This is a genomic window from Micromonospora rifamycinica, assembly GCF_900090265.1.
GTDB lineage: Bacteria > Actinomycetota > Actinomycetes > Mycobacteriales > Micromonosporaceae > Micromonospora > Micromonospora rifamycinica.
On sequence record NZ_LT607752.1, the window covers coordinates 4,591,987 to 4,617,172 of the forward strand.

Annotated in this window: 16 protein-coding genes; 7 read left to right on the top strand and 9 right to left on the bottom strand. The window is 73.4% G+C overall.

Going from position 1 to position 25,186, the window contains the following annotated elements; translation table 11 throughout:
* Nucleotides 1-8 precede the first annotated feature (8 nt).
* The gene (locus tag GA0070623_RS19130) at nucleotides 9-2,927 is read right to left on the bottom strand and encodes a CHAT domain-containing protein (RefSeq protein ID WP_067304492.1); all 2,919 of its coding nucleotides are present in this window, start codon (nucleotides 2,925-2,927) and stop codon (nucleotides 9-11) included.
* Between the two features lie 128 nt (nucleotides 2,928-3,055).
* Nucleotides 3,056-3,250 carry a hypothetical protein gene (locus tag GA0070623_RS19135; protein WP_067304489.1) on the bottom strand — a complete coding sequence of 65 codons (195 nt, stop codon included), beginning with the start codon at nucleotides 3,248-3,250 and terminating at the stop codon, nucleotides 3,056-3,058.
* A gap of 396 nt (nucleotides 3,251-3,646) precedes the next feature.
* Between GA0070623_RS19135 and GA0070623_RS19140 the strand changes: the two genes are divergently transcribed.
* From GA0070623_RS19140 to GA0070623_RS19170, 7 genes are all read left to right on the top strand, one after another.
* Nucleotides 3,647-6,577 carry a helix-turn-helix transcriptional regulator gene (locus GA0070623_RS19140; protein ID WP_172898426.1) on the top strand — a complete coding sequence of 977 codons (2,931 nt, stop codon included), beginning with the start codon at nucleotides 3,647-3,649 and terminating at the stop codon, nucleotides 6,575-6,577.
* 28 nt (nucleotides 6,578-6,605) lie between these two features.
* The gene (locus tag GA0070623_RS19145) at nucleotides 6,606-9,131 is read left to right on the top strand and encodes a caspase family protein (RefSeq protein ID WP_067304482.1); all 2,526 of its coding nucleotides are present in this window, start codon (nucleotides 6,606-6,608) and stop codon (nucleotides 9,129-9,131) included.
* Nucleotides 9,132-9,192: 61 nt separating this feature from the next.
* Nucleotides 9,193-9,420, top strand: a complete 228-nt coding sequence (locus GA0070623_RS19150; protein WP_067304479.1) for a hypothetical protein — start codon at nucleotides 9,193-9,195, stop codon at nucleotides 9,418-9,420.
* Nucleotides 9,421-9,656: 236 nt separating this feature from the next.
* On the top strand, nucleotides 9,657-10,691 hold the full coding sequence (locus tag GA0070623_RS19155; protein ID WP_067304476.1) for a hypothetical protein: 1,035 nt from the start codon (nucleotides 9,657-9,659) through the stop codon (nucleotides 10,689-10,691).
* Between the two features lie 28 nt (nucleotides 10,692-10,719).
* Entirely contained in the window at nucleotides 10,720-13,119 is a 2,400-nt protein-coding gene (locus tag GA0070623_RS19160; protein WP_067304473.1) for a CHAT domain-containing protein, read from the top strand.
* 21 nt (nucleotides 13,120-13,140) lie between these two features.
* Nucleotides 13,141-16,146, top strand: a complete 3,006-nt coding sequence (locus tag GA0070623_RS19165; protein WP_067304471.1) for a CHAT domain-containing protein — start codon at nucleotides 13,141-13,143, stop codon at nucleotides 16,144-16,146.
* A 2-nt stretch (nucleotides 16,147-16,148) separates the two neighbouring features.
* The gene (locus GA0070623_RS19170) at nucleotides 16,149-16,370 is read left to right on the top strand and encodes a hypothetical protein (RefSeq protein WP_067304468.1); all 222 of its coding nucleotides are present in this window, start codon (nucleotides 16,149-16,151) and stop codon (nucleotides 16,368-16,370) included.
* Between the two features lie 32 nt (nucleotides 16,371-16,402).
* Here GA0070623_RS19170 and GA0070623_RS19175 read toward each other — a convergent pair whose 3' ends face one another.
* From GA0070623_RS19175 to GA0070623_RS19205, 7 genes are all read right to left on the bottom strand, one after another.
* Nucleotides 16,403-17,470, bottom strand: a complete 1,068-nt coding sequence (locus GA0070623_RS19175) for a polyprenyl synthetase family protein (RefSeq protein WP_067304465.1) — start codon at nucleotides 17,468-17,470, stop codon at nucleotides 16,403-16,405.
* Complete coding sequence (locus GA0070623_RS19180) at nucleotides 17,467-18,609, bottom strand: DegT/DnrJ/EryC1/StrS family aminotransferase (protein ID WP_067304550.1); 1,143 nt, start codon at nucleotides 18,607-18,609, stop codon at nucleotides 17,467-17,469. The genes GA0070623_RS19175 and GA0070623_RS19180 overlap by 4 nt, the downstream gene beginning before the upstream one ends.
* 14 nt (nucleotides 18,610-18,623) lie before the next feature.
* A complete protein-coding gene (locus tag GA0070623_RS19185) occupies nucleotides 18,624-19,172 on the bottom strand; it encodes a cupin domain-containing protein (protein WP_067304462.1) in 549 nt (182 codons plus the stop codon).
* 19 nt (nucleotides 19,173-19,191) lie between these two features.
* Nucleotides 19,192-20,307 carry a type III polyketide synthase gene (locus GA0070623_RS19190; RefSeq protein WP_084261148.1) on the bottom strand — a complete coding sequence of 372 codons (1,116 nt, stop codon included), beginning with the start codon at nucleotides 20,305-20,307 and terminating at the stop codon, nucleotides 19,192-19,194.
* 125 nt (nucleotides 20,308-20,432) lie between these two features.
* Nucleotides 20,433-21,194, bottom strand: coding sequence for a DUF3050 domain-containing protein (locus GA0070623_RS19195; protein WP_067304459.1), 762 nt, complete (start codon nucleotides 21,192-21,194; stop codon nucleotides 20,433-20,435).
* Nucleotides 21,195-21,330: 136 nt separating this feature from the next.
* A complete protein-coding gene (locus GA0070623_RS19200; protein WP_067304457.1) occupies nucleotides 21,331-22,914 on the bottom strand; it encodes a class I adenylate-forming enzyme family protein in 1,584 nt (527 codons plus the stop codon).
* A 352-nt stretch (nucleotides 22,915-23,266) separates the two neighbouring features.
* Complete coding sequence (locus tag GA0070623_RS19205; protein ID WP_067304454.1) at nucleotides 23,267-24,286, bottom strand: 4-hydroxy-3-methylbut-2-enyl diphosphate reductase; 1,020 nt, start codon at nucleotides 24,284-24,286, stop codon at nucleotides 23,267-23,269.
* Nucleotides 24,287-25,186 lie beyond the last annotated feature (900 nt).

Here is a 25,186-nt window from a genome sequence, read left to right on the forward strand (position 1 = left end):
CGGTCCGGTCACTGGCCCCAGTGCACGAACCCGGCCCAGGCGACGACCTCGGCCGGGTCGGTCTGTGCCAGGTGCCGGCGCAGCTGCGGGGGCATCCCCTCGGGCGGCTGCCGTTGCGGATCGAGCATCCACAGTTGCGCCCGGCGCAGCGCGTCCCGGGCGGGCCTGCGGCCGGTGGCCAGGAAGTGGTGGAACATGAACATCAGCACCGAGGTGGCCTGATCCGGGATGCTCCACTGGGTGGAGAGGACCGAGCGCGCCCCACCGGCGAGGAACGCGGTGCCGAGGCTGTACGCCTCGTCGTAGCCACGGCTCGAGACGCCGGTCCGGCAGGCGGCGAGCACCACCAGACCGAGCACGCGCTGCGGCACCTCGGCCAGGACGGCGATCAGCTCTTCCGTGGTCAACCGCTCCCGACCGGCGAGCAGCAGGTACGACGCCGTCTCCTCGCCCGCGACCTCGACGACGCCGTGACAGGCCAGATGCAACATGGCGCCGGCGCCGGGCCGGGTGCTGGTGAGCCAGTCGCGGATCTGCGCCGCGGTGCCGGCCCCGGACCGGCTGGGCTGTCCGTCCGGCCGCCGGCCGAGATACCGGCCACCCCGGTAGAACGCCTGGTGCACGGCGTACGCCTCGACCCGGGCCGCGGTGAGCTCTGCGCCGACGCGGCCGGTGTCGGGATCGCCGACCACCAGACCGACCGGTGCGAGCGGCACCCGCGTCCGGACGGCCGACGCGCAGAGAAACCGGGCGGAGGCGGCCTGGGAGAACTCGGCGAGCTGCACGGCGTACGGCCCGTCGGGCCGTCGGGCCGCCTGCCACGGCACGCGGGCCAGGCTGCCCATCGGGACGAGCACCACCCGGGGTGGTCGCCCGGACCCGGCGGCCGGACGGTGGGCGAAGTACTGCTCCAGCAGCGGACCGATCGCCGCCTGCCAGGCCCAACCGCACAGGGTGTCGAGCGTGTCGGCGAACCGGGACTCCACCTGCTGGAGCTCCACCTCCCGGGGGAGCCCCTCCCCGGCCGGGTCGGCCACGCCGCGCGCCTCGGCGGATTCGGCGGGCAGCGGACCGACCGGAAAGCGCGCCGCGTCGCGGTTCGACAGCGCGTACAGGTAGCTGTCGAGGTCCGACCGGTCATCCAGGGTGAGGCCGGGCAGCTCCATCGAGGCCGGTGGACCCTGCGCCGGGGCGATCACCGCGTAACCGGTGTCGCGGGACGTCGCCGGCACCAGGTAGACCAGCGCGTCGGCGTCCAGCGCGGCCAGGGCGGCCCGGATCTCGGGCAGGGTGGGCGGGTCGAGCGGCCCGGCGGCGCCGACCGCCTCCGGGTCCGCTGGTGTGGACAACGCCGTCAGCGCTTCGCGGCGCAGCTCGACCGGCACGGCCTCCGGCTCTCCCGAGGCGGTCGCCAGCAGCCACTGCTCGGCGAGGTCGGCACGGCCCCGGGCGTCGAGGCGGGTGGGGACGTCGTGCAACTCGGTCGCGGCGAACAGGACGAGTGCCCGACCGGCGTCGAGCGCCTGGATGGCCTCGGCCGGCCGGCCTGCCGCCAACAGTTGTCGCGCGACCCTGGTGGCGTCGGAGGTGGCGCCACGGGCGGCAGCCGTGGCCGCCGCCGGGTCCGACTGGAGCAGGACCTTCCAGGCGTGGCGACGCAGGCCGTCCAGCCCGGCCTGGCGGGCACCGGAGTGTGCGCCGAGCGACGCACGGGCGGAGGAGAGGCGCTCGTTGATCTCTGCCCAGAGCATGTTCTCCGGGCCGACGGCCAGCTCACGGGCTTCGACGAGGAGCTGTTCGGCCTCCACCAGGCTGTCGTGTCGACCGGCCACCGTCCACTGCAGGGCCAGGGTGTCGGCGAGCGCCAGCAGGCTCAGCAGGTAGTCGGGGCGGCCGGACCAGCTGACGGCGGTCGAGATCGGCGCGGCTGCCGTGGCTGCGGCCAGTGCCTGCCGTTGGTATCCGACGGCCTGGTCGATCCGGCTCGGGTCGCGATCCCGGGAACCACGTCGCGCTACGGCCGCGCCCAGGTCGCGATAGGAGGTGGCCCGTCTGGCCGGGCCGGCGTCGGGGTGTTCGGCGCGAGCGAGCAGGGCGGCGATCTGTTGGTCGGTGGGCGCGCTGCCCGACCCCTGCCCGATGAGACCCTCCAGCGACCGCAGCCGGGCCGTCGTCGCTCCGGCGGCCGCGGCGAACTCCGGGAAGTTCTCTCCACGGCGGTGCGACGGGACCGCGTCAACCGCGGCCTGGAGCAGTTCGACGGCCTCGGCGACCGGGAGGTTCGACCGCCGTTCCGCGAGCAGGAGGTCGGGCCACCTGCTCGTCACCTCGATCATCGGGGTGAGCTCCGCGCTCACCTCAGGATCGCCGATCTGCGCGCGGAGCCGTTCGAGGTCGGGACCGATGCGGCGCAGGGCCGCCTCGTCGTCGTGCATGGCGTCGTGGACAGACGTCGCCATGGTGTGCACGAGCTGCAGGTGGTGCCCCACCGCCTCGCTGGCCCTCGCCGGGAGGAGTGCCTCCAGCTCACCCAGCTCGGTGAGCAGGGCACGCAGATCAGCGGGCTGGGGACTGTCGCCCGTCGCGAGCGCCGCGATGCGGCCCATCGGGGCCAACGCGCGGGCCAGCATCCTGATGTCGGCCCACTCCGGCCACGGCGGCGGGTCGCGGTCGGCGATCCCCAGCAGAGCGTCGACGTGCTGCACGTGCCGGGGTTCGGCGTGTGGGCCGAGTCGGAGCAGCACCACCACCAGGGCACCGGCCAGCGGGCTCGGGCGCAGGTCGTCGGGAAGGCCGAACAGGTCCGCGAGCGCCGTGTCGAGATCCGTCGCGTCCCCCACGCCGTCGACCAGTCGACCGACGGTGGCACCACAGCGGGTCAGTGCCGCGACGACCACCGGATCGCCGGAGTCAGCTTCGACGGTCATCCCACCCGGTCCCCTCGCCAGGGCTGCGCTCCGCAGCCACCTCTGTCCGGATACTGACGGACCGGTGCGGCCGGTGGCGGGCGAGCGGGGGCGCGTGGTGGTGGGACCGCCCCGGTTGCCGGCGGTCCCTAGTCGGGGTCGGTGGGTTCCCCGAGTGCGGTCAGCATCGCGTCGATCCGGCGCAGCTGCTCCTCCAGCGCGGCCGTCGCCGCGACCGGATCCTCCCCCGGGTGGGCGGCCGGCGGGACCGCCGCGCGCAGCTCGGACATGAGGTAGTCGCGCAGCTCGTCGGGGGTCTGGGCCGAGGCCGGATCGTCACCCATCGTCGCGTTCCCGTCCGCCGGTCGGTGTGGTGTGCGTACGCCAGCATGCCGGGCGTCCGGCTGATCGGCAGTCGTCCGTCCGTTCAGTCGGCGTAACATCCCGGTCACGACGTTCATCCGGATCTGTCGACCTATCGTTTCCCTTCGGTGGCCTGAATCGCTGGTCGCCCACCCCCCTGAGCCGTCCGTCGCCCGGCTGATCGCCAAGGGAAATGACTTTTCGCGCCGTTCACGTTATGCGACTTCATGCGCCATGGTGGGTAACCTTCGTTGGTCCGACTCTTCGGGCGCTTCACCCACGTGGAACACGGGAAAGCGGGACCGCATTGTCGGCAGTTCCTGTGGTGGACCAGCGATGACATCCGCAATCGGTAGAGCCGGGTAAAGGTGGTGCAGGTGCCAGAGGAGTCGGTGTTCGTCGGCCGTGCGGACGAGCTGGGCCTTTTGCGGCGACGCTTGGCGGAGGCCGGGCGCGGCACGGCCCGGACGGTGCTGGTCGGCGGCGAGCCCGGCGTCGGCAAGAGCCGGTTGCTGAGTGAGTTCGCGCTCCAGGCGCGGGGATCCGGCGCTCACGTCCTGGCCGGCACCTGCGAGGAGCGCTTCGGCAGCCCCACGCCGTACGGGCCGCTGCTCGAAGCGCTGGAGATGTTCGGCCGGGAGCACGGTGAGGCACGCGCCGCCGAACTCGGTGGCTCGGCGTACCAGAAGTTGACAGTTTTCTTCGAGCTGGGCAGCGACTCGATGGGGGCGCCCCAGCAGGTTTTCCTCGCGGTGCGTCGGATGCTTGACGAAATTGGCTCCAAAGCGCCGGTGGTTCTTATCCTGGAAGATTTGCACTGGGCCGATCCGTCGACACTCGATCTGGTGCGGCACCTCGGTCAGGCCCGCCCGGAGGGGCGTCGACTACTGCTCGTCGGCAGTTACCGGGCCAATCCTCCGCGCGGTGAACGGCTCTGGCAGCTCTTTGCCGGCACCACGTTCCTGCGCCGTACCGAGCGGTTCGAGCTGGCCCCTTTCACCCTGGCGGAGATGCGCGAACTCCTCGCCGCCGGTGGGGCCGACCGGGTCGACCCGAAACTCGCGGCGCGCTGCCTGCGGTGGTCGGACGGGATTCCCTTCTACGCGGAGCAGCTGCTCGCCGCCGGTGCGCTGACCGGCCGGGACGAGGACGTCGAGCTGCCGCCGGACATCCGGTCGGTGATGCTCGCCCGGCTGAGCGAGCTGAGCGAGGACGCGCTCAGGGTGCTGCGGGTGGCCGCGGTGGCCGGCCGGGCGATGAGCCGACGGCTGCTGCGCACGGTCAGCGGGCTGCCCGCCGAGACACTGCGGGACGCGCTCCAGGAGTGCTTCGACCGGCAGATGCTGGTGGCCGAGCACGAGGACGACGTGTACCGGTTCCGGCATGCGTTGATGCGGGAGGTGGTATACCAGCAGACCGTCCGGGACACCCGGGTCGACCTGCACGTCGCGATGGCCGAGGCGTTGGCCGCCGACTCCCGGCTCTGCCTGTCCGAGGGGTCGGCGGTGGCGGAACAGGCCGGCCACTGGTACCAGGCGGGTAGCTGGCCGCAGGCGCTCGGGTCCGCCGTCCAGGCCGGGCAGATGGCGGCCCGTACCCTGGCGTTCGCCTCGGCCCAGGTGCAGTTCGAGCGTGCGTTGGGCCTGTGGCGGCAGGTCGAGGACCCGCAGACCCGGGCCGGCGTGACGCACCCGCAGCTGCTCGCCGAGGCGGCCGAGGCCGCCCGCTGGTCCGGCCACCTCGACCGGGCGCTGGAACTGGTCGGGCGGGCGATCGACGCACCGGACCACGGGCGTGACCCGGGCCGGCTGGGTGAGCTGCACGAGCGGCGTGCCACCTATCTCTGGGAGGCCGGCAGACGCGCCGAGTACGGCGCGGCGTTCCGGCAGGCGGCCACGCTGCTGGCGGAGCGCCCGGCGTCGGCGGTGAAGGCGCGGGTGCTGGCCGGGATCGCGCTGGCGCACCTCCAGGCGGGCCACTACCAGGAGGGGCGGGACACCGCGGACGCGGCGCTCGCCCTGGCGACCGAGGTCGGGGCGACGGCCGAGCGGGGCCGGGCGCTCGGCATCTCCGGCCTCGCGCTGGGCATGCTGGGCGACCCCGAGGGCGAGCGCCGGCTGCGCCAGTCACTCGAGATCGCCCGCTCGGCCCAGCACATCGAGGACCTCCTGCGGGCGTACGCGAATCTCGGCCTGATCCTGGAGCACGCCGGACGGCTGCGCGAGTCGGCCACGGTGACCCGGGAGGGCCTGGAGGAGGCCCGCCGGCTCGACCTGGCGGGCAGCCGGCAGGGCATCCTGCTGGCCAACAACTCCAGTGCCGCGCTGGTGCTGCTCGGCGAATGGGAAGACGCCGAGAAGATCATCACCGAGGCGAGCCTGGACCGGTCCCCCGCCGAGAGCCTCTACCCGCGTCTCACGCTCGCCGAGATCAAGGTGGCGCAGGGCGCCTTCGCCCAGGCACACCAGCTGCTCGCCTCGATCGAGAACGTGGAGCACGGTGAGGATCCACGGTTCCTCGGGCCGCTGCACACCGTCCGGGCCGAGCTGGCTCTCGGTGAGGGCGACCTGGCCCGGGCCGCCGACGAGGTGAGCCGTGGCGTGGCGGCTGTCCACAAAGGAGAGAACGCCCTGGAGCTGCTGCGGTTGTTCGCGCTGGGGATGCGCTGTGCGGCCGACCGGGCGGCCACCGACCCGCGGGGCGCGAGCGCCGTCGGCGACCGGCTCGCCGGTCTGACCAAGGACGTCGTACGCCGCTCGTCGACGACGGCGGCCGGGCAACTGACGGCGGAACTCCGGCAGCTCGTCGCGCTCTGCACGGCGGAACGGCAGCGCATCGCACGGGCGGACAGCGCCCTCGGCTGGAAGCGGGTCGCCGTCGGCTGGGTCGAGCTGGACCGGCCGTACCCGGCGGCGTACGCCCGGTGGCGGCAGTCCCTCGCGGCGCTGGCCGCCGACGGGGCCGGCGACAAGACCGGCGCCCGGGAGCCGGCCCGCGACGCCTACCGGATCGCGCAGGCGCTGGGTGCCCGGCCGCTGGCGGAACGGATCGAGGAGCTCGCCCCGAAGATCGGCCTCAGCCTGGGCGAACGACCGGTGCCGGCCCGGCTGCCGTACGGCCTGACGCCGGCCGAGTTCGGGGTGCTGCGGATGCTGTACGACGGGAAGGACGCGGCCCGGATCGCCGACGCGCGCGGCGTGAGTCCGCGGACCGTGCAGACCCAGCTCGCCAGGATCTACCGGAAGCTGGGCGTGCACAGCGCCACCGAGGCGATCGCCCTGGCCCGCCGGGAGCATTTCTTCGACTGAGCACCGCACCTGTCCGTCAGTGCCGGGCATGACGCGGAGAGCCCTCCTGATCGGTGCGCAGACCAACGGACTGGCCGGTGTCCTCAACGACGTCGAGGCGATGGCGCAGGCCCTGGAGCCACGGGACTTCACCGTGCAGCGGCTGGTGACGCCGTACGCCACCCGGGCGGGGATCCTCGACGCGTACGACAAGCTCGTCGCCGACGCCGGCCCGGACGACGCCCTCGTCGTGTACTACAGCGGCCACGGTGGCCGGCTGGTGGTGCCGGACGGTCGGGACCTGCAGTTCATCGTGCCGGACGACTACACCGACTCGGACGACGAGGACTTCCGCGGCATCACCGACGTGGAGCTTTCGGTGCTGCTCGCCCGGCTGACCGACCACACCCCGAACGTCACCGTCGTGCTCGACTGCTGCCACGCCGCGCACATGTCCCGCAACCCCGGTCACCGGGTGAAGGCGCTGCTGCGGACGGCGACGTCCCGCTGGACGCCGACGTACGAGGGCGTCGAGCGGCACGTCCAGGCGCTGGTCGCCGACGGGTTGCCGGTCGACCGCCGGCACCCGGTCGGCAACCCGCACGCGGTGCGGGTGGTCGCCTGCGCGCCGTCGGAGTCGGCGTGGGAGACCGCCAACCGCGACGGTACGCAGATGGGCCTGTTCACCGACGCGCTGGCCCGGGCGCTCGGCGAGGCACAGGGGCAGCGGGTCACCTGGTCCACGCTGCTGGACACGGTCCGGCGTCGGGTGCAGACGTTCGCGTCCGTCCAGCGACCCGAGGTGGAGGGGCCGTCCGGACGCCAGCCGTTCGAGACCACCGAACTGGACGTGCTCGACGCGCTGCCGGTCTCGGTCGAGGGAGCGGACCGGATCCACCTGCTGGGTGCGCCACTGCTCGGCGTCGAGGTGGGCGACGATTTCGCCATCATGCCGGGTGGCGCGGCCGGACCGGGCGACGGGCCGGCGGTCGGCACCGCCACCGTCGAGGGTCTGCTGCCCACCGTCGCGCTCGCCCGGCTGCGGCCCGCCGACCCCGGACGGCCGGTGCCCGCCGACGCCCGTGGCTACCGCACCCGCGCCGCCGCGCCCGCCATGCCGGTGCGCCTGCCGGTCGACCACCCGGCGGGTGCGCTGCTGCGCGCCGCCGTGGCCGCGCGGGCGATGCTGCGACCGGCCGACCCCGACACGGTGGCCCCGGTCGAGGTCGTCGTCGACGCGCGGGGCCGGCTGGCGGTACGGGACGACGCCGGGCCGCTGCACCCGCCCTACCCGGCCACGGCGGCGGGCATCGACGCGGTCGTCGCCAACCTGCAACGGATCGCCCAGGCCACCGCGCTGCGCCGGCTGGCCGGTGACCCGGACCGGCCGCTGCCGCACGCGGTACGGATCGAGTGGGGCCGGGTGCGCGACGGGCGGGAGGAGCCTCTTCCGCTCTCCGGCGGGCTGCTCTTCGCGTACCCGGCCGAGCGCATCTACTTCCGGGTGCACAACGAGGGCGACGACCCGGTGTACGTGTCCCTGCTCGACATCGGCGTCTCGTCCCGGGTGTCGGTGCTCACCCACTCCGACCCGGGTGGCGTCCGGCTCGCCCCGGGCCGGTCCTACACCTACGGCTGGCACGAGGACCTCCAGCGACTCACCGGGGTCGACCTGACCTGGCCGGAGGGGATCGAGACCGCCACCGCGCGACCCGAGACGGTGCTGGCGCTGATCAGCGACGGGCCGGTGGACACCTCGGTGCTGCGGCAGCACGGCGTCCGCGACGGTGGCTCCGGCACCCCGGCCACCGTCCGGTTCGGGCTGGCGGGCCTGCTGTCGCAGATCGCCACCGGCGGGTACCGCGAGGTCGGCGACGCCCCCGCCACCCGGGTCCGGTACGCCGTCGCGCCGATCGACTTCATGGTGAGCCCGACCCCTCCGCCGACCGCCGAGCGGGCGACCTTCCTGGTCGACGACCGGCCGGAGCAACCGGTCCGGCTGCTCGCCCCGCGCGGCGCGACGCCGACCAGGGTCGCCGTCCGCATCGCCGACCTGGTGGTGCACCGCAACCGGGCGTTCGGCGACGCCGACATCCGGGTCGACACGCTCGTGCTCACCGGCGGCCCCGGCGACCGACCGGTGCACTGGACGCGGACCCTGCGGTTCAGCAACATCCGCGACCACGAACGGCTGCCGCTGGAGAACGTGCTGATCTACCACGGGCCGGCGGTGGACTTCCTGGACGTCGCGGTCTGGGTCACCCGGGACACCACCGGCAGCCGCGACCTGAGCGCGTTGCTGGCGGACAGGCTTACCAGCCCGGCCGTGCAGTCCGCCGGTGTCCAGGTGGCCGGGCTGGCGATGGCCGCACCGCAGGCCGCCGTCGCCGTCGCCGTGCTGGGCGCGGCCGCGGTCCTGGTGAACACGGCGTACGAGCTGCTGACCGACCTGGTCGGGCCGAGCATCGGGCTGTACCGCACCTCGCTGCTGGCCCAGGAGCGGTTCGGGATCGGCCGGCACGAGCGGCACCCGCAGGACTTCTCCTTCACCTACTCGGTCGACGGGGTCCGCTGACCCCCCCGACCGCCCACGACCACCCCGTCCACCGACCGCTATCACGCAGAGGAGTACGCGCATGGCCAAGAAACTCGTCATCGGGCACGAGGAATGGACGATCCCGGACGCCACCGCGGAGGCCATCGCCCTGCAGGTGCAGGACGCGATGCTCAACGGCAGGTCCGTCGCGCTGGAGCTGAACGACGCCGACGGCCGCGCCGTCACCGTCTTCCTCAACGGCACGGCCACCTCCAGCGTGGTGCTCGACCTGGACCGCGGGCCGCGTCCGCCCAGCGAGATGTCCTGACCGGACACCGCGTCGACCGGGCCTGCCGGCCGGACGCCGGACAGTCCTGACCGGACGGTGACGGGCCGGGTTCCCGAACGGGAACCCGGCCCGTACGTATCCGCCGTGCCCCGTACGTATTTCGCGGTATCTCCTCCGGCGCACCTCGGCCGGCCGGCTCCCGGCCCCGACGATCGGTGCACATCGGGTCGGTGCGCAGCCGATCGACGCACCCGTCGAGGTACGGAGGATCTCCCGTGGCCGGTACCAGGAAGCAGCAGCACTCCGCAGCGGACACCGTTCGGGAACTGGCCCGGCAGGGGCTGCTCGCCCGGCACTTCCGGGAAGCGTCGGTCGAGGAGGGACGGTGGCTGCGGGCCGGCGCGGTCGAGATCGTCTGGCCGCTGGTCTACCTGCGGGTGACCCGGCCGGTCGAGCACAGGCGCGGCCACCACCACTGCGCCGGCGGGCTGCACCGGCTGGAGCCCGACTGCCTGGACCGCTTCCACGACGACGTCGAGGCGGTGGTCGACGACCTCCTCGTCCGGGCGGATCGGCCGATCACGAACCTGGAGGGCTGGCTCACCGTGCAGCTGCCCCGGGCCACCGTGGACGGCCACCGCCGTCGCCGGGGGCGGCGCGGCGCGGCGCAGCGGCCCCGGGTGCCGAACTGGCTGGCCGACGCGCTCGAGCGGGACACCTGGCTGGTCGAGCTGGCCAAGTCGGTCCTCGACTGGGTCGGCGTGGAGGCGACGGTCAGCGGCGGACTCTGGCCGCTGACCGCCTGGACTGAGCGGCGGATCGTCGTCACCGGGGACCACACCGTCGGTGAGGCGGTGGTCGCGGCCGAGGTCGAACTCGTCCTGACCGCGATGCGGCGTCGCACCCCCTGGTACGAGCGGAACGTGGAACGACCGCTGGGCCACAAGCAGGCGCCGGTCCACTCCCCGGTGGGCGACCCGTCCGGTGGGTACGCCGAACCGGAACCGCTCGCCCTGGTGCCCCGGCACGAGGTCGACGACACGCTGCTGCTGGCGCTGGCCGACCGGGCGATCACCCTGATGGAACGTCGGGTGGCGGCCGGGGAGGAGATCCACAAGGTGGTCGCCGACGTGTTGGGCGTGGTGTTCGGGACGCTTCCGGCGTCATCCGACCTGGACCGCGAGCCGGGGCACGACCCGGTGGACGCCGAGCAGGTCGCCGCCCTGGTCGGCGATCCGGCCCGGCTGGCCCGGATCGTCGCGACCGTCGTAGAGCTGCTGGGCCGCCGGAACCGTCCGTCAGGACGGTAGGAGTCGGAACGAGGGAAGGGACGCACGGATGGGACAGCCGGACAGCTCGCCGCCCGGCCGCCGGGCGGCCCTGGCCCGGATCGCCGCCATCCAGCAGGCGGCGCTCGACTGGACCGTGACCGACGTCCCCGGTGCGCTGGCCGAGCTGGACCGGCTGGCCGGGGAGTTCGCCGACGACCGGCAGGTCCGGGCGCTGGCCGAGGTCACGGCATCGGCGCTGGGGCTCCTCCGCGCCTCCCCGATGCTCGATCCCGGCCGGATGCGCGCGGCCCTGGCGAACCTCGACGACCTGACCGAGGCGGTGCCGAGCGCGGCACCGGCGGCCGAGCCGATGCTCGCGCTGATGCCGGATCTCCTCCGGGCGGCACAGGCCCATCAGGAGGGCGACACCGGGACCGCGCGGTCGCTGTTCGCCGCGTTGCGGGTCCGCGTCGACGAGTTGCCGCCGGGCGACCCGCTGGGTACGGCGCTGGCCGACGTCGCGCCGCTGCTCGACGCGCTCTACGCCGGCATGGCCGACACAGAGGCGCAGTTCCCGGACCCCGGGCCGGACGCGTCCGACACGGTCCGCGCGCTGCACCTGATGGTCCGGGGTGGCCTGGCGATGCGCCCCGACGACGCGGCGGACCCGGAGCGGGTGGAGGCCGGGCTCGACGATCTCCGGGCGGTCGTCGCATCGCTGCCCGGACACCACCCGTACCGGGTCATGTGCCTGGCCTCGCTCGGGCTCGGGCTGGCCCGTCGTGCGGAGATGCGCGGGACGCTGGCCGACGTGGACGAGGCGATCACCGTGCTGGAGGAGGCGCGCACGCTGGCCGGTGACGCGACCCATCCGCAATGGTCGTTCGTCAACGCACTCCTCACCATGCTGCTCCGCCGGCGTGGGCGGGAGCCGCTGGCCCGGCGGGCCGCCCTCGAAGGGCTCCGCGGCTACGCCTGGCAGGTGTTGCGGCAGCCGGAGCCGGCCGCCGCCCGCGCCGCCGCCCGGGAGGCGGTCGAGGCGGCCGTCGGCATCGCCAACGGCTGTCTGGCCAACCACCAGCCCGCGGACGCGCTCCGGGCGCTGGACGCCGGGCGCGGTCTGCTGCTCTTCGCCACGACGGCGTGGCGCGACCCGTACACCCGGCTCGTCGAGGCCGGGGACCGGGACCTGGCCGACGAGTGGCGGGCCACGGAACGCCCCTCGCCCCGGCTGCGCGAGCGGGTCCTGGCGGTGCTGACCCGGGACTCCGGCCTGCTCGACCCGCCCGACCTCGCCGAGATCCGGGACGCGCTGCGCCGGCTGGCGGTGGACGCGCTGGTCTATCTGGTGCCCGCCACCGCGTCGTCGCCGGGCTGGGCGGTGATCGCCCCGGTCGAGGGGCCGCCGCGGTACCTGGCGCTGTCCCTGCTCTCCGTCGGTGCCGGCACGGACGTCGAGCGGTACCTGACCGCCCTGGCCGCCCGGGAGCCCCGTGAGGTCGGGTCGATCGACCCGGACGTCCTCACCGACCGGCTCGACGCGCTCTGCACCTGGGCCTGGAAGGCCGCGATGGGGCCGGTGGTCGGGCCGTACCTCGACGCGGGGCGCGTTCCGCGGCTCGTGCTCGTCCCGATGGGTGACCTGGCCCGGGTGCCGTGGCAGGCGGCCCGCGCCCCCGACGGGACGTACCTGGTGCAGCGGGTCGCCCTCTCCCAGGCCGCGTCGGCCCGGATGCTCTGCGACACCGCCACTGCCGAGCGGGCGCCGACGGCCCGGACCGGGCTGGTGCTGGCCGACCCGGACACCGGCGACCGGGCGGGCGGTCTGCGTTCGGCACGGCTGGAGGCGTACGGCATCCACCAGGTGTTCTATCCCGGCGCCACCTACGTCGGCCGGCGGCCGGACGGCAGCGTCAGCCCCTCCGGCGCGGGCAGCCCCGACGACGTCCGGTCCTGGCTGCGCGCCGACGGCACCCCGGCCGGCAGCCTGTTGCACCTCGCCTCGCACGGTGTGATGGAGACGGCCCCCGCCACCGCCTCGTCGCGGCTGCTGCTGGCCGGCGGTGACCTGACCGCGGACGAGCTGGTCGAGGTCATGGCCGGGGCCGACCGGCGGCCCGTCGGGCTGGTGGTGCTCGCGGCCTGTCACACCGGCCGGTCGGTCCACGGCTACGACGAGGCCTACAGCCTCGGCACGATGTTCCTGGCGGCGGGCGCCCGATCGGTGCTGTCCACCCAGTGGAGCGTCCCGGACGGCGAGACCTCCCTGCTGATGTACATGTTCCACCACTTCCTGGTGGCCGAGCGGCACCCGCCCGGGGACGCGCTGCGCCGGGCGCAGATGTGGATGCTCGACGACCAGCGACGACCACCCCGGCACATGCCGCCCGCGCTGCGCCGGATGCTCGACGACACCGATCCCGTACGGGTGGTGGCCTGGGCCGGATTCACCCACTGGGGACAGTGACCGACCGAGAGGTGCAATGCCATGGACGACGAGGTCGCCAAGCTCCGGGCCGAGATCGCCGAACTCCGCCGCGGGCTCTCCGGGCCGAACGGTCCGGCGCAGCTCCCGAGACTGGTGCAGATCGGGCAGAAACTACAGATGATCTACTGGCGGATCGGGCCGGGTCAGCCCGCGGCGCTCGGTGACCTCTCCGCCGCGATCGAGGTGTGGGACGAGGTGTACTCGCTGATCGGTCCCGACGACCCGGCGCGCGGGGAGGCGGCCTTCCGGCTCGGCCAACTACTGGCCGCCCGGCACAGCACGCACGGCGGCGCGACGAAGGACCGGGAGACCGGCATCTTCGTCCTCGGCGAGGCGCTCACCTATCCCGACCTGCCGCCGACGGCGGCCAGCATGGCGCGGCTCTCGCTCGCCATGCTGCATCTCCAGCGGACGACGGAGGCGCTCAGCCCGGCCAGCGCACGGGCCGGTTTCCTGACCGGGCTGTCGCCCGGTGCGCAGGACGACGCGCTGACCGCGACCCGGCTGCTCCGCGAGGTCCTGGACGGGCCACCGCTGAGCGCCACGGTCACCACCATGGCCCGCACCATGCTCACCATCGCGGAGTCGATCCAGCCGCTGCTCAGCGGTGACCCCACCCGTGTCGACCTCGGCGGGATGATGGCGGCGTTGGCGACGTTGCAGCGGTTGCAGCGCGACGGCCTGCCGTTGACGACGTGGGTCACCGGCGATCCGCTCGACTACCCGGTCGCCGTCGTGCAGGGCGACGAGGACCCCACGCCGACGGTCCCGCCGCGTCGACCGGTGCGACCGCCGGACGTGCCGGTGGCGACCGAGCGGTACTCGGCCCGCCGGGCGGCCCGGGACCGGCTGGCGGCGCTGACCGACGGCGACGGGTCGCCCGGCTGGGAGCAGGCCCGCGCACTCCTGTCGACCGACCCGTCGACGCTGGCCGCCGGCGACCTGGACGCGTTCGTCGGGGCCGCGGTCCACGCCGCCGCCGACGGCGGTGACGCGGCCGACGGCGGTGACGCGGCCGGCGGTGATGGCGCGGCCGGCGGGAACGGTGGGGACGGCGAACCGGCCGAGCGTGGCATCGACCAGTTGCTGGCGGCGATCGGGCTGTGCCTGCGGGAGAGCCGGGACGGCAGCGGCTGGGGGGCCGACGACGAGGAGACGACCAGCGGGGCCTACCGTGCCGCCGCGGCACACCTGCGGACCGCCGCGACCCTCGTCCCGCCGGACCATCCGGCCGCGGCGGTGGTCGTCGAGGCGGTCGGCGGCCTGGTGGACGACGCCCGGCCGCTGTCCGGGGCGGTCGCCGGGATCGCCGACGTGCTCCCCGGGTACGCGGCGGGGATCCCATCCCGGCCGGCCACGGTGACGGCGCTCGCCGAACTGTGCCGGACGGTGGCCGCGCTCCGGGTCGGCGCCCCCGTCGAGCCAGACGCCCTGGCCGCCGCCCTCGCCGTGGTGCCGACCGACCATCCCGTCCGGCAACCGCTCGCCGTCGCCGTCACGCAGGCCCGGCTGGTGGCGGCGGTGCACGCCGGTGAGCCGGTCACCGTGGACCCCGCCCTGGGCCGGCTCGGTGGGTTGCTCGCCGCACTGCACCACGACGACCGGGCGGCGTTGCGCGCGGCGCTCGACGCCGATCCGGGACGGGCCTCGCCACCGGTCTCGGCGGTTCTCGGCGCGGCCCACCTGCGGCTGGCGGATGACCTCGACACCGCGATCGCGCTGCTGTCCGGGGCGGCCCGCACGCTCGACGACGGTGCCCTGCGTACCCGCACCTGGTGGCGGCTGGCCGAGGCGTACCGCAGTCGCGGAGCCGTCGGGGACGACGAGTGCAGCCGGGAGGCCGGCCGGCACGCGCTGGAGGGTGCCGGGTCGGACCGCCGTGACGCGGCCCGGTTCGCCGGGTGGATGCTCGCGGAGGGGCGGGGCGGGGAGGCCTTCCAAGCCCTGGAGACCGCCGCGGCCGCTCCCGGGTCGCCTACCGTCGACCCGCTCGTCCTGGACCTGCTCGCGGTGCTCACCGGGGTCACGCCACCCGCCGGGCCACCGCCGGAGGTGCCGGATCCGGCGACCGTCGCCGCCGCGGTCCGGGAGATCGGCGCGGTCGCCCTGCTCTACCTGCACCCGACCGACGACGCGGGGCGGAGCGCCGGGGTGCTCTGTCTCGATCCGGCCACCGATCGGCTCGACGTGCTCGCCAACGTCCCGGTGACCGATCCGCTGGCCTCGGACGACCCCGGCTGGGCGGCGGTCATGCGACGGTGGTCGCCGGGCAGCCTCCTGCTGGCGGCGACCAGCGGCCTGGACCGGCTGGCGCTGCCCGCGGTACGCGTCGGCGACGGCCGCCAGCTGGTCCAGGAGGCGGTCATCTCGCACGTCTCGTCCGGGGCGCAGGTGGTCCGGCTCGCCGCGCGGTCGGTCGCGTCGGTGGCGGACACGCCCCTGTTCGTGGTCAATCCCCGTGGCGACCGGGACCACGAGATGGCCGAGGTGATGGCGGTACGCCGGTTGTGCTACCCCCGGTCGGTCTGCCTCGGCCGTGCCCTGGAGCCGGTGGAGGGCACCGGCACCCCGGACGACGTCCGCAAACACGTGACCACCGCGTCGGTGGTGCACCTGGCGTGCGGACTGCGGGGCACGGAACTCGACCTGGCCGACGGCGGGGTGCTCGACGTGGCGACCGTCGGGGGCGCGGGCGGCCTGCTGCTGCTCGCGGAGAGCACCGCCGGCCCCGGTCCCGCCCTGCTCGACGCCGGTTTCGTGGGGGTGGTCGGCTGGCGGTGGGCGGTACCCGCGCCGGTCGCCGCCCTCGCGCTCTTCCTGGTCCACCTGCAGCTCGTCGAGCACCGCCGACCACCCGCGGCGGCGGTCGCCGCGGTGCAACGGTGGATGCTGGACCCCGACCGGGTCCTCCCGGCGGCCCTGACCGGCTCCCACCTGAACACCGTCACCACGAGCGACCTGGCCGGGCCGGCGCTCTGGGCCGCTTTGACCTACAGCGGTCGCTGACGGTGGACGACGACATGCCCGCGGAGCTGCGGGAACATCTCCTCAGCGAACTACGTGGGGCGGTCGCGGCCCGGCTCCTGGCCGGCACCGATCCGCGGCGGATGGCCGCCGGGCTGGCCCGCCGGCTGCACCGCCTGGCGACGATGGCCGGCGACGACGTACGACTGACGCCGACGCCGATACCGCCAACGCCGATACCGCCGACGCCGGGCGAGCGGCGGTGACCCGCCGGGCGTTCACGGCCGCGGCGCGCTGCTCACCAGCGGCGTTGCGTCGCGCTGACCGCCATCGCGGCGAGCTGCCGCCGGCCGTGGGGCGTCGCGCCGCTCGCCTCCAGCACGGCCAACGCCCGTTCGGTACGGCGCACGATGTCCCGTTCGACGTGCTCCACCGCGCCGACGTCGGTGAAGATGTCCCGGATGGCGTGCAGCTCGTCGGCGGAGACGTCGGTGCCGATCTTCGCCCGGAGGAACTTCGCCGCGTCCGGGTCGCGCTCGTCCGCGTGGCGCAGCGCCGTCGCGAAGAGCACCGTCCGCTTGCCCTCGCGTACGTCGTCGCCGGACGGCTTGCCGGTCAACGCCGGGTCACCGAACACCCCCAGCAGGTCGTCGCGCAGCTGGAAGGCGATCCCGACGTCGACGCCGAACGCACGGTAGGCGGCGACGAGATCCGCGTCCGCGCCGGCGATGGCGGCGCCGAGGTGCAGCGGGCGCTCCACCGTGTACGCCGCCGTCTTGTACCGGTCGACGCGCAGCGCCGAGTCGACGTCCTCGGCGCAGCTCGCCTCGGCGGTCAGGTCGAGTAGTTGTCCGGCCAGGACCTCGGTACGCATGGCCGACCAGACCGGGCCGACCCGCTGGTAGGCGTCCGCCGGGAGGCCGGCACCCCGGACCAGGTCGTCGGCCCAGCCCTGGGCCAGGTCCCCGGTCAGGATCGCGGTGCCCCTGCCGTACGACTCCGCGCTTCCCGACCAGCACCGGTCCCGGTGCTGGTCGGCGAAGGTCACGTGGGCGGCGGGGAAGCCGCGGCGGGTCGGTGAGGCGTCGATGATGTCGTCGTGGATCAGGGCCGACGCGTGGAGCAGTTCGAGCGCGGCGCAGGCCTGCCGGACCGCCCCGGCGTCGGGGCCGGTCTCGTCGCCGCCCGCGCCGAGCCAGCCCGTCCAGGCGAAGGTGGGCCGGACCCGCTTGCCGCCGCGTAACACGAAGCGCTCCAGCTCGGCGACCGCGGTCGCGAAACCCGGCCCGATCGCCTCGGCCTCCACCCGGCGGTCGGCGAGGAACCGGCGGAGCACGGCGTCGACCGGCTCCGTGTCCGCGGTCACGCCGCTCCCGCCCGGGTGTGCGAGTGCAGGGCGGTACGCAGCGTCTCCGCGACCCGTTCGACCTGGCCGGGGGTGAGTTCGGCGTGCATCGGGATGGCGATGTTGCGCCGGGCGAGGTCGGCGGAGACGGGGCAGTGCTGGCTGCTGTCGTAGACGGGTTGCTGGTGGCTGGCCCAGGTGCCGTGCCCGCAGCCGATGCCATGGGCGCGCAGTTCGGTGGCGATGGCGGCGCGGTCGACGTCCGGGTGCAGGGTCAGCAGATAGGACTGCCAGGCGTGGGTCCGGTCGTCGGGCACCACCGGCAGGGTGACGAGTTCCTCGTCGGCGAGGAGCTGGCCGTAGTGGGCGGCGACGAGGCGGCGGCGGTCGAGGAGCTCCTCCACCCGGGTGAGCTGCACCTGGAGGATCGCCGCGGCGATGTCGGAGAGCTTGTAGTTGTAGCCGATCTCGGTGAACTCGGGGATCGGCAGGCCGACGATCTGGGCCTGGTCGAAGATGCTGCCGATGCCGAAGGAGGAGCGCAGCCGGGCGTCGGCGGCGAGAGCGGGATCGGTGGTGAGCAGCGCGCCGCCCTCGCCGCTGGTGATGCCCTTGCGGCCGTGGAAGGACAGGCAGGCCACGGGGGCCAGGGCGCCGGCGGGTCGGCCCCGGTAGGTGGCGCCGATGGCGCAGGCGGCGTCCTCGACGAGGAACAGCCCGTAGCGGTCGGTGAGGGCGTTCAGCTCGTCGTAGTCCGCCGGCATGCCGAGGGTGTCCACGGCGATGACCCCGACGGTGCGGGGGCCGATCAGATCGGCGACGGCCCGGGGGTCGACGGTGCCGGTGTCGGGACGTACGTCGGCGAAGACCGGGGTCGCGCCGACGTAGCGCACCGCGTGGGCGGGCGCGGGGAAGGTGTAGTCGGCGACGATGACCTCGTCGCCGGCCGTGACCCCGAGGGCGAGCAGAGCCAAATGCAGAGCGGCGCCGCAGTTGCTGACCGCGACCGCGTCGGTCACCCCGTAGCGGGTGGCGAGGTCGGCCTCCAGCGCCTTGCCGCTCGGCCCCTGACCGGCGGGCCAGCCCGAGGAGAACACCCGCGCGACCGCGGCCAGCTCCTGCTCACCCAGACTCGGTCGGACCAGAGGAATCGCATCCACCGTCTTCACCCCCACTACGCCGGATTTCCGTTGGAGCCGAGCAGGGCCGGTAGCCCGTAGCGCAGGGGCGTGATCTGGTGGACGTCGTAGCGGTCGCGGAGCTCCTGTACGGCGTCGGGATCGACGGGTCCACCTGCGGAGAAGATCTCGACGATCTCCTCGAAGTAGTTCTCGTGGTCGGGTGACGGGTAGCTCTGGAACAGCATCCGGGCCGGCTCGTCGGTGGAGTTCCGGAACGCGTGCGGGCAGCCGGCCGGGACGAACATGCAGCTGCCCGCCTGTGCGGTCACCACCCGGTCCCCGGCGGCCGACTCCCAGTCCTGCCAGCCGTCCCCGGTGCGGGTGGTGGGCTCGAACGCCAGCAGGTCGAGCTTCCCCTCGAGGACGTAGAAGAACTCCTGCGCGTGGTGGTGGGTGTGTGCCCCGACGTCGAAGCCGGGCGGCACGACCACCTCGAAGATCGACGCGACCGAGCCGTGCGCCGCGGTCACCTTGAAGGTGACCTCCTGTGCCTTGGTGACCAGTTTGCGTCCCTCGCCGGGTGGGACAATGAGGCCGCTCATGCGGTGGGTTCCCTTTCCCCTAGACCAGTTCCGGGTCGCGGTGCGGAATCGAAGCGTCGTCGCGGGTCAGGTCGAGCACCCCGAGCGGGTCGTCGCTCCAGCTGCCCACCGCCATCTCGGCGGTGATGCCGGGGCCGAAGCCCGCGACGATCCCGCTGGCGCCGGGCTGCGGCGGCTCCTCGTCGAAGAGCCGGCGGGCCGCGTCGAGGACGACCGCGCTGGCGATGTTGCCGTACTCGGTGAGGGTCGCCCAGCTGTGCCGGAACATCTCCCGGTCGACGTCGAGGAACTTGGCGAGGTCGTCGAGGATCCGGGGACCACCGGCGTGGATGAGGTAGAAGTCGAGCTTGCCGACGTCCCAGCCGTGGTCGCTGGTGAACTGGCGCAGCACCGGGGCGAGCGGTTCCATCGTGCCCGGCACCCGGCGGTCCAGTTGGAAGTGGAATCCGGTGGCCCGGACGGCGTAGGAGATCCAGTCCTCGGTGTTCGGGATCAGGTACGAGGCGTTGCGCTCCAGCGCGATGCCGACGCCGCCCCGGCCGCGGACCACGGCCGCCGCCACCGCGTCGCCGAACAGCCCGTCCGACAGCAGGGAGCCGACACCGTCGTCGTCCGGCTGGTAGCACAGCGAGCAGAGTTCGCAGGAGACGATCAGGACGTTGCCCCCGGGGTACGCCGTGCAGAAGTCGTGCGCCCGGTTGATCGCCGCCCCGCCGGCCGCGCAGCCGAGCTGCGCGATCGGGATCTGCCGGGTGTCCGACCGGAAGCCCATCGTGTTGATCAGCCAGGCGGTCAGCGAGGGCATCAGGAACCCGGTGCACGACACGTAGATGATCGCGTCGATGTCGCGGGCGGCCACCCCGGCGTTGGCCAGGGCCTGTTCGATGACCTCCGGGCAGCGCTTCTTCGACTCGACCTCGTAGATCCGGTTGCGCTCCTCGAAGCCGGGGTGGCGCAGCGCCTGCTCGATCGGCTGGACGATGTGTCTCTTCCGGACCCCGGTGTTCTCGATCAGCCGGAGTGCGAGCGGGAGCTGCTCCTTACCGGCGTGGAGCGTCCTGGCGAAGTCCAGAGTCTCTTCCATGGTGACGACATGTTCCGGTACACCCACCGACGGCTTGCACAATGTAGGCATCTCTGGAATCCACTTCTATCGATGTTCGAGGGTCGCCGTGCGCTGGCCCGGTCGCGCCAGCCGGGTACCCAGGTCCCGGTTCCCCGCCGGCCGCACGCGGGCGCGACCGGCGGGGGCGTGATCGATCAACGAACGGCGTCGAACTCCGCGAGCACGCCGTCCCAGAGGCCGATGCGCGCCGTGATCGCCGCGACGCTGACGGCCGTGGCCTCGGCCTCGCGCTGCGGGTCGCCGGCACAGAGCGCGGCCAGCAGGCGCAGTGCCAGTGGCCCGTGCTCGTCGTGGTCGAGGGCGATGTGCCGGTCCAGGTAGTGCCGGAAGACCGGCGCGTTGGCGAGCACCTCGTCGACGTTGGCGCGGACCGCCGAGAAGACGTCGGGCAACAGGTTCTCGCGGCCGTGGCAGAACGAGGACGCCACCTCGTGGGGCGCGCCGTTCAGCGCCACGTCGAGGGTGTGGCCGACGAAGGCGCGGACGCTCGACGGGATCCGGTCGTCCTTGAGCGCCGCCATCGGGCCGACCCCGTTGTCGAGTGCGGCGAGGAACGCGTCGATCGGTCCGGTGTCGGCGCCGATCTCCTCCATCGCCCGCCGGTACAGCTCGAAGTGGCTGATGTAACCCCCGTCGATGTCCTCGTCGGTCTCCTCGGCCAGGACGATCTCCATGATGAACCGGCCGTGGTCGGCGTGCCCCCGGGGCCGCCAGGGCAGGCTCACCGAGGTCACCTCGGTCTGTAGCCGCTTGAGCAGGCTGAAGAAGTCCCACACCGCGAAGACGTGGTGCTTCATGAAGACCCGCAGCCGCTCCTCGGTGGTTATCTGCGCGTAGAGGGGGTGGTCGATCAGCCTGGCCCGTGCCGTTTCGAATTCAGCAAGCGCGGTCAACATCTTCTCCCGGTCAATCGAAGCGACGTCGTGGGTTTACCGATTCGGGTCCGTGGCCCCCGGCAGGCCGGCGACCTGACGGGGACCGGCCGACGGCGCCGACGGTCGGGTCCGCCGCCGTCGGCGGGCTTGGTGGTGGTCAGCTCCGCTTCTCGAGTTCACCCTGGAGCCGGCGCGCCAGCGCGATCCGCTGGACCTTCAGGGTGCCGGTCCGGGGCAGCTCGGCCTGGGGGAGCTGGATCGGTTCGGCCAGCTGCGGGAACCTGGCGGCGGCGGAGCGCCAGCGGTCCAGGTCCAGCGGCCGGTCGTCCTCGGTGCAGATGACCGGGACCGGCTCGGAGTTCGGCCCCGGCACCACGACCAGCTCGGTCAGCTCGTCGAGGGCGCCGAGCATGACGTCCTCGACCTCCAGGGCGCTGCGCAGCCCGGGGATCATGTCGACCTCCCGGTCGAACATGTGCAGGCAGCCGAGCTTGGTCCGGTAACCGACGTCCCCGGTCCGCCACCACTCGTCGGTCCGGTTGGTGTCGTACCGGTCCTGCTCGGCGAAGTAGGTCTTCGCCAGGCCGGGCCAGGCCACCTCGATGTAGCCGGGGTTCGACTCCGACGGCCGCTTGCCGTCCCGGCTGACCACCCGGATCCGGGCGCAGCCCGGCATCGCCCACCCGACGCAGCGGCCGTTCGCCCGGTGGGCGGAGTTGCGGAAGTACGGCCGACCGACGGCCGGGCCGACCTCGCTCTGACCGTAGATCTGGAAGAACAGCGCGCCGCGCCGCTCGGAGGAGCGCAGCAGCCGGCTCATGGTCCTGGGGTGGATCGCGTCGAACGTCGTGCTGAAGTACTTGATCGAGGCGAACGGCTTCCGCCGGTCCTCGGTGAGCCGCTCCCACTCCATCAACGAGTTCGGCAGCACCTCGATGAACCCCGGCCGGTTCTCCAGGAACAGCTCGGCGACCCGTTCCGGATCGGACTCCCGCATCAGCAGTACGGGCATCTCGAAGAACAACGCCAACGCCATCGCCGCGAACATCCGCGAGTGCACGAAGGAGATGTGGATGGCGACGGTCTCCCGCTTGCGCATCAGCGACAGCAGCCGCCACTGCGGCGTGAGCCGGGCGCCCATGGTCTCCGGCGTGTGCACGACGAGCTTGGGCAGCCCGGTGGTCCCGGAGGTGTGGGTGATCATCGCGGCTTCGTCGAACTGCCGGGACACCGGCTCGACCCTCGGGGCCCCGGCGAGGTCGGCGAGCGACACCGCACCGGGGCGGCCACCGGCGACGGTGAGCACCCGGCGGGTGAGGTCGGCGAGCGGCACGTCGGCCAGCTCGTCGAGCTTGCGGTCGTCGGTGAGCAGGTTCGGCTGCTCCAGCCGGCCGAGGAGGGCGCCGATGGTCGCGGCGTCCAGGGCGGGCGAGAGCAGCACCGGCACCGCGCCGATCCGCGACGTGGCGGACGCCAGCACCCAGACGTCGAAGTTGGCGCTCTTGTAGATCGCGACGTGCTCGCCCGGTCGTACCCCGGCCGCCCACAGCCGACCCGCCAGGTCGTCCACGTGACCGGCGATCTGGGCGACCGTCAGCCGCCGGCCGGCGTCCGGGAGGACGTCCAGGTCGTGGTCGAGGGTGAGCAGTGTGGACGCGTTCCTGGCCGCGGCCAGCTGCGGCACGAGACCAAGGTGCAGACCGTCCTTCCGGATCGAGCTGTGGATCACGGAGCCCTTCATCTGAACCGCCTCCTCGGGGATTCCTGACGGCTGTGTGAGCCGTGGTTTCGTGCCGGTGCGTGCGAGGGACCTGTGTCGCGCGCGTCGCGGGCGCACCGGCCGGTGCGGAGCCGGTCGGCTCGGGCCGCCCTGCCGGGTGACCTGGCGAAGTCGTCCGGTCGGCGGGTCGCCCGGCGACCGGGGAGCCGGTCACCCACGCCGGTGGACCGACGGTGTGGATCGATGTAGCGCCCTCTTCCCGCTGCTGGCTGCGCCTGTGTCGCCAAGCATCGAGCACCCTGCTTGACCAGGACTGTCCGGCGGCTTGGCGGCGGCTTGGCAGGCTCTTGGCCCGACCCGGCGGCCAGCCGGTTCATCCCCGCCCACCGGGTGCGCTCGGCCCGGCGCCGGTGCTCCCGCGCGGCGTCGCGAGGCTGCCGGGGAGGGAGAAGGTGATGTTCTCGGTCGCGGTGCGGACGACCTCGATCTCGTCGAAGCCGAGCCCGGCCAGCCGGTCGACCACCTGCTCGACGAGGAGTTCGGGCACGCTGGCGCCGGAGCTGAGCCCGACCGAGCGGGCACCGTCCAGCCAGCCGGGGTCCAGGTGGGTGACGTCGGGCAGCAGGTGGGCCGGGGTGCCGGTCCGGGCGGCGACCTCCACCATCCGTACCGAGTTGCTGGAGTTGGGCGAGCCGACGACGAGCACGACGTCGGCGACCGCGGCGATCTGCTTGACCGCGTTCTGCCGGTTCTGGCTGGCGTAGCAGATGTCGTCGCTGCCCGGCCCCTGGAGGTCGTCGAAGCGTTCCTCGAGCGCGGCGATGACCTCGGCGGTCTCGTCGAGCGAGAGGGTGGTCTGGGTCAGGTAGGCCACCGGTTCGTCGCGGGGCAGCTCCAGCCGGGCCACGTCCGCGACGTCGGCCACCACGATGGTGCGGTCGGGGGCCTCGCCGTAGGTGCCCTCCACCTCCTCGTGGTCGGCGTGCCCGATGAGCAGGATGGTGCGCTCGTCGCGGGCGTAGCGGCGGGTCTGCTGGTGCACCTTGGCCACCAGTGGGCAGGTCGCGTCGATGACGTCCAGGTGCCGGTCGGCGGCACGTTCGCGGACCGTCGGGGACACCCCGTGGGCGGAGAAGACGCAGACGGCGCCGGTGGGCACCTCGTCCTCGGAGTCCACGAACACCACGCCGCGCCGTTCGAAGTCGCGGACCACGTAGTGGTTGTGCACGATCTGCTTCCGCACGTAGACCGGTGGCGGGTACCGGCGGAGGGCCTCGTCGACGATCTCGATGGCCCGGCGCACCCCGGCACAGAAGCTCCGTGGTTCGGCGAGCACGACCCTTCCGCCGCCGTGGTGGCGGCCACCCTCGGGCGTCTTTTCTGCCTGGCGCATGAACGGGTCTCCAGCCGGTGTCGGTGATCGGCGACCAGTGGTCTGGTGCGTCTCGCTTTTCTGCCCGGTGTCCACGTATCTGTTGTCGACACATTTACGCCCGCGATCTCGCCGTGGGTGTCGACCGGACCGCCGGTCGTGAGAAGCGGGGAATGGAGGCGACGCGTCGTCGCCGTGCTCTCGATCTGCACGGTCGACGGAACTGCGTACCGTCGCCTGTTGCCAGCAGTCTCCGTGAGCCTGGCCAGGGGTGTCAAGAGGCTTCCATTGAAGTTGCCGACAACGCCGGGACCTGTTCCCGAACCTTCTTCCGGTGGTCGTGGCGGTCACCTTCGACCAGGAAACAATGGCGATACAACTATCGCTGCCTGTCGATTTGACTGGCTGGCGCGTACAGCGCTGGACCGAAAAGAAGCCACCCTCAAGTCAGCGCCAAGTTGACACCAAGTCGCCGGCAAGCGCGGTGACGGAAGATGGGTTGAGCGCCGGTTCGGTTCGGCGACCGCGAGCGCCGAACCCGGGGGCGGTGGAGTCGGCGGTGCTCGCCGCCCTGCTGACGGCGCGAAGCGTCGTCCCGTGCGGGTCGCGGTCGGTGGCCGTCGTTCCCGCCCGACGGCGACCGCCGTCGGTGGTGACGACCGGACGGCCGAGGCGGTGGGACCGTCGTGCCGCACCGGCGTGGTGCCGGCCGGTGCTGACGCCGAGGTGGTGGCCGGCTTCGCCCGAATGCTGCCAGCTGTTCGGTTCGCCCGCGCCGGAAAACGACCGTCGGAAATGCGTCAGACGGCACGGAGGCCACCGGGCCGATAGTGCGCGACCGCCGATAAGGATGCGCCGAAGTGGCGGCGGATCATCCGCCGGGCAGTGGGAACCCGGCAGTGTCGACCCGGCTAAAACATC